Below are 12,485 nucleotides of genomic sequence, written 5' to 3' on the forward strand. Positions count from 1 at the left end.
TTACTCCGTCGCCTTCAGCTTGGGGTCGTGCATGTCTTCGGGATGGAAGATCAACCGGTAGGTGCGGATCGCGATCAGCAGCACGGCCGAGACGTCGCCGATCCATGCGATCGCGAAGAACGGCCAGGTCGGCATATGCATGTCGAAGGTCTGGACGTTGTCGTTGTAGGTGCCGCGGACCTTGTCGAACAGCGTCCAGGTCTGGACCGTCACGACGAACAGCAGCACCAGCGTCGCGAACACGTCGATCCAGCGCTGGTAGCGCGGCCCGACATTGCCCCAGACCAAATCGACCGTGATGTGGGTGCCGCGATAGGAGGTTGCGGCGATACCCCAGAAGATCAGGATGCCGAGCAGCATGCGGCCGATGTCGAAACTATCGGGGATCGCATAGTTCAGCGTGTTGCGCAGCAGCACCGACAGGAAGATGTCGAGCGCGACGATGCCGACGAAGGCCGCGGCGATCCATTCAATCGAATCGATAACGCGATCCATCCAGCTGCGCTTCATGGGAGTGTCCTGCGCATTGTCATTCTCGTTGTCGACTCCGGCGGTGGTCCTTCGCCTCTCCCCGCGCGCGGGGAGAGGCCGCGTCGCATCGCAAGATGCGAGGCGGGTGAGGGGGGCTCTCCGCGAGTCCGTTTGTCACTATTTTTGCGGAACCGGCCCCTCACCCCAACCCTCTCCCCGTAAGAACGGGGAGAGGGGGAAGAAGAGCCCGCCATCGCGCTACTCCGCCAGCGCGTTGTACTTCTTCAGCGAGGCTTTCAGCTCGCTAAGCGCCGCGTCCGGATCGGCGCCGGTCTTCTTCGCGCCGTCGGACCAGGTCTTCACCAGCGGTTCGGCGGCTTTCTTCCAGGCGGCGGTCTGCTCGGGCGTCAGCTTGTAGACCTCGTGACTGGTCTCCGCCTTGACCTTGTCGATGCCGGCATCCTCGAACTTGCCCCAGTGCTCGCCGACGACGCCTGCCATCTCGACCGTGCAATTCTTGTCGATTGCGGCCTTCTGCTTGTCGGACATCGCATTGTACTTGTCCTTGTTCATCACGAACACGAAGGTCGTGGTGTAGAGCGGCGCCTCCATGTCGTACTTTGTCACCTTGTCGATGCCGAACAGCACGAGGGAGCCCCAGGGGAAGGTGACGCCGTCGGCGACGCCGCGCTCGATGATGTCGCGCACTTCGGGCGCGGAGGACTGCACGTTGGTGCCGCCGAGCGAGGTGACGAAGTTCGCCATGGTGGCGTGGGCGGGGCGAATCTTCAGGCCCTTCACGTCCTCCGGCATCACGATCTTCTTGGTCTTGGAGTGGAAGGAGGAGGGCGAGTGGACGAAGGCGAGGCAGTATTTGACGTCCTTCATCTCCTTCTCGGCGTATTTGCGGTACCAGGCATCCAGCCCCATCGAGCCGCCCTTGGCATCCGAGATCAGGAACGGCAATTCGCCGGCGCCGATGATCGGGAAGCGCCCGGGCTGGTAGCCGGGATTGACATAGGTGACGTCGGCGATGCCGTCGCGCGCCATGTCGTAATGGTCGAAGGCCTTGCCCATCTGCTGGGCCGGAAACACCTTGCCCTTGATGGTGCCGCCGGAATCCTTCTCGACCGCGGCAGCCCAGTCCTCCAGCGATTTCTGCAGCGGATGCGAGGCCGGCACCCAGTGCGAGATCTTCAAATCGAAGGTCTTGTCCTGCGCGAGCGCAGGGCTCACGCTTGCTGCCAGCAGCAACGCCAGACAGGCTTTCCTCATCACGCGTCTCTCCCTCTTTTGACGGCGGGCTTCGATGGCCCGGTCTCGTTAATTAACATGTTATCTAATTGGCCGGCGCGTTCAAGCCGGAACTGGCGCGGCGTGCCGCCGCGCACTCCCTTTTTGCCCAACCGAAAGCCTACAGGATCGGGAGGAGCAAGTATTGCGGACAAAAGTCGCAATCATCGGGGCAGGGCCGGCGGGATTGTTGCTTGGGCAACTGCTGCACGGATACGGCATCGACAATGTCATTCTGGAGCGGCAGAGCCCGGATTATGTGCTCGGCCGCATCCGTGCCGGGCTGCTGGAGGAGGGGACCGTCGCGCCGCTCGACCAGATCGGCGCCGGCGCGCGGCGAAGCGTGCCCACCAGCGTTGTCTTCGCGCGAGATGGTGGGCACGGCGCTGCGCACCTCTGCCCACCCTACGAGTGCTCGCGTCGGCGCCACTCCTTTCAAACACCCGCGCAAATGTCGTTTAAAACTTTGTAGGTGGTGCATCCGTCACGTCCGCCGCTTCTAATGGCGGCAGCCACCAGCGCGAGACGGACATGACCAGCACCGACATTCCGGCCGGCTTCGAGCCGCATTTTCGAAAAGCGCCCCTCACCGATCCGTGGGAGCCGCTTTACTCCAGGAAGACCGACAACGGCGTCACCGTGGGATTGCGGCTGGCAACACCGCACACCAATGCACGCGGGCTGATCCATGGCGGCCTGATCGCGGCGCTGGCCGATGCCGCCATGGGCTACAGCTGCGCGCAGGTGACGGGCTGGACCACCTCGTTGGTGACGATCTCGCTGTCGGTCGACTATGTCGGCGCCGGCGAGATCGGCCAATGGCTCGCGGTCGAGGGCGAGGCGATCAAGACCGGCAGCACGATCTGTTTCGCGCAGTGCCTCGCCAAGGCCGACGGCGCCGTGATCGCGCGCGCCAGCGGCACCTTTCGCGTCGTGCCGAAGAAGGGGTGAGGGCGTTACCCGAATTTCCACTCCGCGGTCTCCACCACGAGATCGACGAAGGCGCGCACCTTGGCGGAGAGCAGGCGCGAGGTCGGGTAGACGATGTGGATCGGCAGCCCCGGCTGCTCGTAGTTCGCCAACACGATTCTGAGCCGCCCGCGCCGCAAGCCTTCGGCGGCCTGATAGGCCAGCACCCGGGTCACGCCGCCGCCGGCCTCGGCATATTGCAGGGCGGCGTCGGCGCTGTTGCTGGCGAAGCGGGGATTCGGCGCCACCTCGATGTCGCGGCCGTCCTGAACGAAGCGCCAGTTCGCGGATGGACCGAAGGCGATGGTCTCATGCGTAAGCAGTGCCTCCGGCGTCTTCGGCTCGCCATGGCGCTTGAGATAGCCCGGTGTCGCCACCACGATCCGTCGCATCTCGCCGACCTGGCGCGCGACGAGGGAGGAGTCGGCGAGATGGCCGATCCGCACCGCGACGTCGACGGCGTCTTCCACGAGATTGACGAGATTGTCCGACAGACGCAATTCGCAGGCGACCTCGGGATAGCGCTTGAGGTAGGCGGTCATGACAGGCCCGACATGGAGCCGGCCGAAGCCGACCGGCGCCGACACCACCAGCCGCCCGCTCGGCCGGTTGCGCTCCTCCCGTGCCGAGCCGTCGGCCTCCTCGACATCGGCGAGGATGCGACGCGCACGCTCCAGATAGCGCGTGCCGACGTCGGTCAGGGTCACTTGACGGGTGGTCCGCTGCAACAGCCGCGCGCCGAGATGCTCCTCCAGCGCCGCGATCAGCCGCGTCACCGCGGAGGGCGACAGCCGCAGCTTGCGCGCCGCCGGCGCGAAGCCGCGCAAATCGGCGACGGTGACGAAAACATGCATGGCTTCAAAGCGGTCCACGGCATTATTGCATATACCGCAATGATGAAGTGTCAAGCGGGCCGATTGTTTTAGCCGGCGAAAAGTCCACTTTAGACGGAGAAGACGCAGGGATGCGCCGGGATTTCAGGAGATGGTCCGATGACGGCAACTCACACCTACGCCAGCGACGTGGCATTCACGCCGGCGGTGAAGTCGATCCAGACCCGAAAGGGATCACGCGAAGGCTATGCGCATGCCGAGCAGCGCGGCTGGCGCACCGAGGTCGATGAGAACCTCGCGGCGTTTCTGGCCGACGCCAACAGCTTTTATCTCGCGACCGCCTCGGCCGACGGTCAGCCCTACATCCAGCATCGCGGCGGCCCGAAGGGCTTCTTGAAGGTACTGGACAAGCAGACGCTGGCTTTCACTGACTATGCCGGCAATCGTCAATACATCACGCAGGGAAATCTGTCCGAAAATCCCAAGGCCTACATCTTTGTGATGGACTACGCCCATCGCCGCCGGGTGAAGATCTGGGGCGAGGCGCGGGTGGTCGAGGACGACGAGGCGCTGAAGACATCGCTGATGCCGAAAGGCTATCGCGCCCGGCCGGAGCAGGTGATCCTGTTCAAGATCGAAGCGTGGGACACGAACTGCCCGCAGCATATCCCGCAGAAGTTCGACGCGACGGATGTGGCAGCGGCGCTGGCGGCAAGGGATGCGAAAATCGCGGAGCTGGAAGCGGAGGTCGCGGCGCTGAAGGGGGAGAAGGGGGCGAGTTGAGCTTACCTGCCAACGAAAGCTAGAGCGGCTTGTGCGGTGTACCCTCTCCCCTTGCGGGAGAGGGTGGCTCGTCGCGGAGCGACGAGACGGGTGAGGGGTTCTCTCCGCGAATGAAGCGCTTTCCGTTTGGATGGATACCCCTCATCCGGCGCTTCGCGCCACGTTCTCCCGCAAGGGGAGAAGGGAAGAGAAGTTCACGGCGCACTTACAACCCGCTCGCGCCTTCGTGCTGGAAGCCGAGATAGCTGGCGGCGACGCGCTCATTTGCCGCGATGTCGCTGGCCTTGCCGCTGAGCACGAACTCGCCGAGTTCCATGACATAGGCCTGATCCGCGATCTTGAGCGCGGCCTGCGCGTTCTGCTCAACCAGCAGCACGGAGACGCCGGCGGCACGCAGTTCGGTGACGATGCGGAAAATGTCGGCGACGATGATCGGGGCGAGGCCGAGGCTCGGCTCGTCCAGCATCAGGAGCTTGGGCTCGCCCATCAGCGCGCGGCCCATTGCGAGCATCTGCTGCTCGCCGCCGGAGAGCGTGCCGGCGAGCTGCTTGCGCCGTTCCTTGAGCCGCGGAAACAGCGTGTAGACCCGCTCCATCGAGGCTTTCGCCTTGCTTCTCTCGATGCGGAAGGCCCCTAACTCGAGATTGTCCTCGACATTCATGGTCACGAACAATTCGCGGTGCTCGGGAACGAGGCCAAGTCCCATGGCGACGCGGTCCTCGATGTCGAGCCGCGACAGATCCTGACCTGCGAATGAAACGCGCCCCTTCAGCGGCAAGATCCCCATGATGGCGGAGAGCAGCGTGGTCTTGCCGGCGCCGTTGGCGCCGACGATGGTGACGATCTGGTTCTGGCCGACTTCGAGCGAAACCGAACGCACGGCCTCGACCTTGCCATAGGCGACATGGGCGTCGGCGACGGACAACAGCGCGGTCATGCCGCCACTCCGAGATAGGCCTTGATCACTTCGGGATTGGTCTTGATCGTGGCCGGCGTTCCTTCCGCGATCTTGGTGCCGAAATCGAGCACCACGATGCGGTCGGCGAGGTTCATGACGAAGCCCATGTCGTGCTCGACGAGCAAGACGCTCATGCCGCCGTCGCGCAGCTCCCGCAGCAGGCTCGCGAGCTGCTGCTTCTCCATGTGGCGCAGGCCGGCCGCCGGCTCGTCGAGCAGCAGCAGCATCGGATCGACGCACAACGCACGAGCGATCTCGACGATCCGTTGCTGTCCCAGCGAGAGCGAGCCTGCGAGCTGATGCATCTGCTCGCCAAGTCCGACGCGCTCGATCTGGCGGGCGGCTTCGGCGAGCAGCTTTGCCTCATCAGCGCGGTCGAGCCGCAGCATCGAGGAGATCGGTCCCGAATGGCCGCGCAGATGGGCGCCGATCGCGACATTCTCCAGCACGGTCATATCAGGCACCAGCTTGACGTGCTGGAAGGTGCGGGAGATGCCGAGCTTGACGATCTCCTGCGGCGGTGCCCTGTCCACCTTGTTGCCGAGCACGGAGATCGAGCCCGAGCTGGCCGACAGCACGCCGGTGATCAGGTTGAAGGTGGTGCTCTTGCCGGCGCCGTTGGGGCCGATCAGCGCGACGATCTCGCGGGCCTGAACGTCGAAGGAGACGTTGTTCACCGCGACCACGCCGCCGAATTGCTTCCGCGCCTTCTCGACCTGGAGCAGGACGCTGGATTGGCCGGGGGAGCGGGTGCGCTGCTCCAGTTTGAGCGAAGTGTCCGGCTTCTTGCCACCGGTGCGCTGGGGCAGGAACGACATCAGCCAGGGCCAGACGCCGCCGGGTGCGAGCTGGAGCAGCGCCACCAGCATGATGCCGAACACGATGGTCTCGACCTGGCCGGAGCCGGGCAGGATCAGCGGCAGGTAACTCTGCAGCACTTCCTTCAGGACCACGACGAGCGCCGCACCGAGGACGCCGCCCCACACATAGCCGGCGCCGCCGACCACGGCGATGAAGAGATACTCGATGCCCGCCTGCGCGCCGAACGGCGTCGGGTTTACCGCGCGCTGAAGATGGGCGTAGAGCCAGCCGGAGAGACCGGCGAGCACGGCGGCATGGATGAACACCAGCATCTTGGCCCGCGGCGTGTGCACGCCGAACGCCTCGGCCGCGACATGGCCACGCCGGAGCGCGCGGATGGCGCGGCCGGTGCGGGAGTCCAGGAGGTTCATCGTGAGCAGCGCCGAGAGGATAACGGCAACCCAGATCGCGTAGTAGATCGAGCCGGGCGAGAGCATTTTGAACGAGCCGATCGACAGCGGCGGGATCGCCGAAATGCCGTCGTTCCGTCCCAAAAACTCCAGCTTGCTGAAGAGATAGAACAAGCCGAGTCCCCAGGCGAGCGTGCCGAGCGGCAGATAGTGGCCGGAGAGACGGACCGTGACGAGGCCGAGCAGCACCGCCAGCAATCCGCTGACCAGCAGCGACAGCGGCAGCGTCAGCCAGGGCGACATGCCGTAGGTCGTCGACAGCACCGCGGTGGTGTAGGCGCCGAAGCCGACGAAGGCCGCTTGTCCAAACGAGGTCAAGCCGCCGACGCCGGTGAGCAGCACGAGGCCCATCGCGACCAGGGCGGTGAGGCCGACATTATCGAGCAGCACGATCCAGAACGGGGGCATGCCCGGAACAAACGGGATCGCCGCCATGACAGCTGCGAAGATGAGGATGGGGAGCCGGCTCTGCATCTTGGCGTCAGTCCTTCTCTTCCTCGACCGCAGGCGCCGCGAGCGAGCGCAGCAGCAGCACGGGAATCAAGAGCATGAAAACGATCACCTCCTTGTAGTTGGAGGCATAGAAGGACGAGAACGCCTCGACGATGCCGACGACCAGCGCCGCGACCGCGGTGAGGGGATAGCTGACAAGCCCGCCGATGATCGCGGCGACAAAGCCCTTCAGGCCGATCAGGAAGCCCGAGTCGTAATAGAGCGTCGTGATCGGCACGATCATGATGCCCGACAGTGCACCGATGACGGACGCCAGCAGGAAGGCGATCTGCCCGGATAGCGTGGTGCGGATGCCGACGAGCCGGGCACCGAGCCGGTTCACGGCGGTCGCGCGCAGCGCCTTGCCGTAAAGTGTCAGCCCGAAGAACAGCCACAGCCCGACGATGAAGGCGATGGTAATGCCGTAGACCGTGATGCTCTGGCCGGTGAAGCGCAGCGCGCCGGCGGTGAAAGATCCCGACAGCACGGCAGGTCCGCGCTGGCCCTCGGCGCCGAAGAACAAAAGGCCCAAGCCCTGAAGCGCGAGGTGGACGCCCACCGAGGCGATCAGCAGCACCAGCACCGAGGTGTGCGCCAGCGGCTGGAATGCGATGCGGTAGAGAAACAGGCCGATCATCGCGACGATCACCAGCGACAGCGCGATGCACACCGCAACCGGCGGTTTCTGGGCGGCGTAGTAGACAGTCAGCGCCAGTACGATGGCCGGCAGCACGATGTTGGTGAGGGCGCTGCGCAGCACCAGGCGCCCGTGCAACGCCTTGCGCGCGGCGAACAGGTCGAACGCGAAGGCGCCAATGCCGAGGGCGAGCGCGAGTTTCGCCGTGCCCGGCATCTGGCCCGCGGCCAGCGAGGCGTAGGTCAGCGCGCCATAGGTGACGAATTCGCCTTGGGGAATGAGGATGACGCGGGTGACGGCGAACACCAGCACCAGCGCCAGGCCGAGCAGCGCATAAATCGCGCCATTGGTGATGCCGTCCTGCAGCAGGAACAGCATGATGGTGGTATTCAAGACCGGACGCTCCCCCTCAAAGATTCAGGACCGGTCCCCTGATTGTGGTGGACGGTCCGCTCACAGCCATTGAACAGCGCTGACGATATTTGATATGGTCCATAACAATTATCAAATATAACATCAAGGGTGGCGAACGATCCTCCCGAACTTAACGGGATTGCGAGCATGAGGCGATGACCGTTTCCAAAAGCGCTGAAAAGTCCTCTGAAAAACCCGCCGACACAGCCAAGGGCCGCAAGGACGCGGCCGAAGGGCCCGGCGAAGCCCTCCAGCTCGGCGAGCTCTCGGAGCAGCTCGGCTATGTCCTGAAGCGGGCACAGCTCAAGGTGTTCGAGAACTTCCTGCGCTGCGTGGCCTCGCTCCAGCTCACGCCGGCGCAGTTCTCCGTGCTGCTGCTGGTCGAGAAAAACCCCGGCCGTAACCAGACCGAGATCGCCTCCACCCTCGGCATCCTGCGCCCGAACTTCGTGGCGATGCTCGACAATCTCGAGAGCCGCGACCTTTGCGCGCGGATCCGCTCCACCAACGACCGCCGCTCGCACATCCTGGTGCTGACCGACAAGGGCAAGGCCGTGCTGGCCCGCGCCAAGAAGCTCGTCGCCACCAAGCACGAGGCGCGGCTGAACGAGGTGCTCGGGCCGTCCAACCGCGAAGCCCTGCTCGGGATGCTGTCGAAGATCGCCAACGAGTTTTGACGGGTCCATTGCTCCGAAGACGGAGCATCGAACCCGGAATCCTGGGCGGGCTGGCGGTTATGCCGCAGCGAACCGGTCGGGCATGGCAGGTGCTTCCGCGGACAGGAAACGCCGCTCGATTTCAGCGGCGGGCAACGGCGGGCTGAACAGATAGCCCTGCATTTCCGTGCAGCCCTCCGCTGCGATCCGGTCCCGTTGCTCCTCGGTCTCCACGCCCTCCGCCGTCGTCGTCATGCCCATCCCGCGCGCCAGTGCCGCCACCGCCCGCACGATGCTGAGGGAGGCCGCATTGTTTTCCACGCCGCTGACGAAGGACCGGTCGATTTTGATCTTGTCGAAGGGGAAGCATTGCAGATAGGTCAGTGACGAATAGCCGGTGCCGAAATCGTCCATGGCGACCTTGATGCCCAGCGCCCGGAGCTGGTGCAGCGTCGCCAGCGTCCCGTTCCTGTCCTGCAGCAGAACGCTTTCCGTGATTTCGATTTCCAGCCGCCGCGGATCGAGGCCGGAGGCCGCCAGCGCGCCGACGATCACCTCCGTCAGGCCCGGCTGGCGGAATTGCACCGCCGAGATATTGACGGCGACGTGCAGATGGTCCGGCCACCGGCTTGCAGTGGCACAGGCCTGCCGGATCACCCATTCGCCGATCGGCACGATCAGGCCGATCTCTTCCGCAAGCGGGATAAAGCTGTTCGGCGCGACCAGTCCGCGCCCTGGATGTCGCCAACGGATCAAGGCTTCGAAGCCGCTGATCTCGCCGCCGTCGGTCTTCACGATCGGCTGGTAGTGCAGTTCGAACTCGCCGGCGGCAAGTCCGTTGCGCAGGTCCTGCTCCAGCGCGCGACGGCTTTGCGCCTCTTCGCCCATGGCCGGTTCGAAGAAGCAGTGCATGCCGCGGCCGTCGCTTTTCGCGCGATACAGGGCCAGATCGGCATTGTGCAGGAGTTGCTCGGGCGTTGAGCCGTCGCCGGGCGCAATAGCGATCCCGATGCTCGCGCCCACAATAGCCTGGTGTCCATCGAGCCCGAACGGGGCACTCAGCGTGCTGACAGCGTCACGCGCCAGCGTGTCCGCTTCGCTCGAATTGGAAATCGGCGTCTGGAGGATGACGAATTCATCGCCACCCATGCGCGCGACGGTATCGCTGTCGCGCGCGAGCTGCTTGAGGCGGCGGCTGACATCCTGCAGCAGGATGTCGCCGGCCTGGTGGCCCAGGGTGTCGTTGACAGCCTTGAACTTGTCGAGATCGATGTGGTGGATCGCGAACATCCCGCCCTGTTCGAGCGCCTGCTTGAGGCGCTGACCGAGCACGGCGCGATTGGCGAGGTCCGTCAGCGCGTCGTGGTGCGCCATATGCGCGATCTGCAATTCCGCCTTGCGCTGCTCGGTGATGTCTTCGTGGGTCGCGACCCATCCGAGATCGGGCATCGGTCGGTGCCTGATCTTGAAGGTTCGCCCGTTCCGCATCTCGACGATGCTGTCCATGGCCTCGGCCGACGCGGCGACATCGGTCCGCCATGTGGCGTATTCCTCCCGCGTCATCGCCGGCACGCTGCCGGCTTCGAAGCGCAGGTCGAGGATCTCCTGGAGCGGCGTGCCCGGACGAACGCGGTCGGGCGGCAGGCCGTACATTTCGATATAGTGCGTGTTGCAGACCAGCAGCCGATGGTCGGCGCTGAAGAAGCAAAGTCCCTGCGACATGTTGTTGATCGCGATGTCGAACTGAAAATTGCGTTCCTGTAGCCGCGCACTGAGCTCTTCGCGCTCTGTAATGTCCTCGTGCGTCGCCATGCCGCCGCCGTCGGGCAGGGGATGGATGGTGTAGGCGATGATTCGTCCGTCGGCGAACTGCTGGACCGTCTGCTCGCTGACGACCGAGCCCTCCGTCCGGGCGCGGACATAGGCACCGGCTTCTCCGCGGATGTTCAGGCCCAGTTCGAGCCGATGCTGGATCAGGTCCTTGATCGGCGTGCCCGGATGCACCTGGTCGGGCGAGAGCGCGTACATCTCGCGGTAGCGCGGATTGCAGAAAATGACCCTGCGGTCGCTGCCAAAGAGGATGATCCCGAGCCACAGATTATTGGCGGCGCACTTGAGCAGCTCGCCGAGCACGAGCGGATCAATGCTTGCGACCTCCTCATCACTCTGCGTCATGCGCCTTCCCCCGGGACGACGCGATTAGAGCAGGCGGTGGTGAATGAGCCCAACAATTCGCCCAATTTCGGGACATGTTCCTGAAACTGCGGCGAATGCGAGGTTAAGGGCGGCGATGCCCGGCCCTGGAAAAGAGGACGCCGACGAGAATTAAGAGATCGTTAACCATACCGTCGCGCCGAACGCGCGGAGCCGGCGGGATAGCGATGCCGCCATGTCAGTCAACCAGGATCACCCTGATGTCGTTCACATTGGTCAGCGTGGGACCCGGCAGCAACAGGTCGCCCGTCGCCTCGAAGAACGTCGTCGCGTCGTTGTTGTCGAGATAGGCCTGCGGCTGCAGCCCCTGCGCCGCCATCTTCGCGAACGTCGCCGCGTCGATCAGCGCGCCGGCGGGGTCGGTGGGGTGGCCGGCACCGCCATCGGCGCCGTCGGTGTCGCCGGCGAGCGCGGAGATGTCAGGCGTGTCCTTCAAGAGGCCGGCGAGCGCCAGCGCGTATTCCTGGTTCGGGCCGCCGCGGCCATTGCCGCGCACGGTGACCGTGAGCTCGCCGCCGGAGAGGATCGCGACGCGCTTGCCCTGCGCGCGGGCCTGAAGTGCCAGCCTGGCGTGATCGGCGGCAACGTCGCGGGCCTCGCCTTCGAGATCGGCGCCGAGATCGATCGTCTCGTAACCGGCCTCCTGCGCGAGTTTCACCGCAGCGTCGAGCGATTGCTTCGGACGCGCGATCAATTCGAAATGCGCGCGCGCGAATGCGGCGTCACCGGGCTTGCAGCTCTCGTTGGCGGGGTCGTCCAGCGCACGGCGGACGGCATCGTCGATGTCGAGCTTGTACCTGGCGACGATGGCGCGCGCATCATTGAGCGTGGTCGGATCGGGCACGGTCGGACCGGAGGCGATCGCGGAGGGATCGTCATGCGGCACGTCGGAGATCGCAAGCGTCACGATCTCGGCGGCATTTTTGCCCGCGCGCGCCAGCCGGCCGCCCTTGATCCGCGACAGATGCTTGCGCACGACATTCATCTCGCCGATCGGCGCGCCGGAGCGGAGCAGCGCCTTGTTGACCGCCTGCTTCTGCGCGAAGCTGATGCCGTTGACGGGCGCGATCCAGTTCGCCGAGCCGCCGCCGGTGAGCAGCACCAGAAGCAGATCGTCCGGCCCGGCCTCGGCTGCGAGCGCGAGCGTATCGGCCGCGCCCTTCAGGCCGGCTTCGTCAGGCACGGGATGACCGGCCTCGACCACGCGGATGCGGCGCGTCGGCACGCCGTAGCCGTGACGCGTGGTGGCGATGCCGACCAGGCGTTCCGGTGCGAGCCCGACCGTGTCGAGATAATGCCGCTCGGCGGCGGCGGTCATGGCGGCCGCGCCCTTGCCGGCGGCGAGACAGATCACGCGTCCCCTTGGCGCGGGCCGCAGGTGCGGCGCCAGTATCGTGCTCGGATGAGCGGCGGCAACGGCGGCGTCGTAGAGCGCGCGGAGCAGGGGGCGTCGGTCGGTCATGACGAAGGGCCTTGAGCGGACAGGAAAGACTG

At 65.1% G+C, this 12,485-nt stretch carries 11 protein-coding genes and 1 pseudogene; 4 read left to right on the forward strand and 8 right to left on the reverse strand.

What is annotated here, in order from left to right; translation table 11 throughout:
• Together AC0L20_RS17950 and AC0L20_RS17955 are read right to left on the reverse strand one after the other, a co-directional pair.
• A complete protein-coding gene (locus AC0L20_RS17950; RefSeq protein WP_473290270.1) occupies positions 1-510 on the reverse strand; it encodes a TRAP transporter small permease in 510 nt (169 codons plus the stop codon).
• A 219-nt stretch (positions 511-729) separates the two neighbouring features.
• On the reverse strand, positions 730-1,746 hold the full coding sequence (locus tag AC0L20_RS17955) for a TRAP transporter substrate-binding protein (RefSeq protein ID WP_473290272.1): 1,017 nt from the start codon (positions 1,744-1,746) through the stop codon (positions 730-732).
• Positions 1,747-1,909: 163 nt separating this feature from the next.
• Here AC0L20_RS17955 and AC0L20_RS17960 point away from each other — a divergent pair.
• Positions 1,910-2,101: pseudogene (locus AC0L20_RS17960) on the forward strand (FAD-dependent monooxygenase); the annotation flags it as partial.
• 194 nt (positions 2,102-2,295) lie between these two features.
• The gene (locus tag AC0L20_RS17965; protein ID WP_473290274.1) at positions 2,296-2,715 is read left to right on the forward strand and encodes a PaaI family thioesterase; all 420 of its coding nucleotides are present in this window, start codon (positions 2,296-2,298) and stop codon (positions 2,713-2,715) included.
• Between the two features lie 5 nt (positions 2,716-2,720).
• Here the strand turns inward: AC0L20_RS17965 and AC0L20_RS17970 are convergent, their stop codons facing one another.
• Complete coding sequence (locus AC0L20_RS17970) at positions 2,721-3,605, reverse strand: LysR family transcriptional regulator (RefSeq protein WP_473290276.1); 885 nt, start codon at positions 3,603-3,605, stop codon at positions 2,721-2,723.
• A gap of 120 nt (positions 3,606-3,725) precedes the next feature.
• Between AC0L20_RS17970 and AC0L20_RS17975 the strand changes: the two genes are divergently transcribed.
• A complete protein-coding gene (locus AC0L20_RS17975; protein ID WP_473290278.1) occupies positions 3,726-4,349 on the forward strand; it encodes a pyridoxamine 5'-phosphate oxidase family protein in 624 nt (207 codons plus the stop codon).
• Between the two features lie 205 nt (positions 4,350-4,554).
• On the opposite strand, the gene AC0L20_RS17980 is transcribed toward AC0L20_RS17975, so the two are convergent.
• From AC0L20_RS17980 to AC0L20_RS17990, 3 genes are read right to left on the reverse strand one after another with little or no spacing between them, the layout of a single operon-like run.
• Complete coding sequence (locus AC0L20_RS17980; protein ID WP_473290280.1) at positions 4,555-5,286, reverse strand: ABC transporter ATP-binding protein; 732 nt, start codon at positions 5,284-5,286, stop codon at positions 4,555-4,557.
• Positions 5,283-7,052, reverse strand: coding sequence for a branched-chain amino acid ABC transporter ATP-binding protein/permease (locus AC0L20_RS17985; protein WP_473290282.1), 1,770 nt, complete (start codon positions 7,050-7,052; stop codon positions 5,283-5,285). The genes AC0L20_RS17980 and AC0L20_RS17985 overlap by 4 nt, the downstream gene beginning before the upstream one ends.
• A 7-nt stretch (positions 7,053-7,059) precedes the next feature.
• Entirely contained in the window at positions 7,060-8,100 is a 1,041-nt protein-coding gene (locus tag AC0L20_RS17990; protein ID WP_473290285.1) for a branched-chain amino acid ABC transporter permease, read from the reverse strand.
• Positions 8,101-8,276: 176 nt separating this feature from the next.
• Between AC0L20_RS17990 and AC0L20_RS17995 the strand changes: the two genes are divergently transcribed.
• Positions 8,277-8,798, forward strand: a complete 522-nt coding sequence (locus AC0L20_RS17995) for a MarR family winged helix-turn-helix transcriptional regulator (protein ID WP_473290287.1) — start codon at positions 8,277-8,279, stop codon at positions 8,796-8,798.
• Positions 8,799-8,855: 57 nt separating this feature from the next.
• Here the strand turns inward: AC0L20_RS17995 and AC0L20_RS18000 are convergent, their stop codons facing one another.
• Positions 8,856-10,952, reverse strand: a complete 2,097-nt coding sequence (locus AC0L20_RS18000) for a putative bifunctional diguanylate cyclase/phosphodiesterase (RefSeq protein ID WP_473290289.1) — start codon at positions 10,950-10,952, stop codon at positions 8,856-8,858.
• Positions 10,953-11,169: 217 nt separating this feature from the next.
• Entirely contained in the window at positions 11,170-12,453 is a 1,284-nt protein-coding gene (locus AC0L20_RS18005; RefSeq protein WP_473290291.1) for a glycerate kinase type-2 family protein, read from the reverse strand.
• Between the last annotated feature and the right edge of the window lie 32 nt (positions 12,454-12,485).

It is taken from the genome of Bradyrhizobium sp. Kon58, assembly GCF_055807455.1.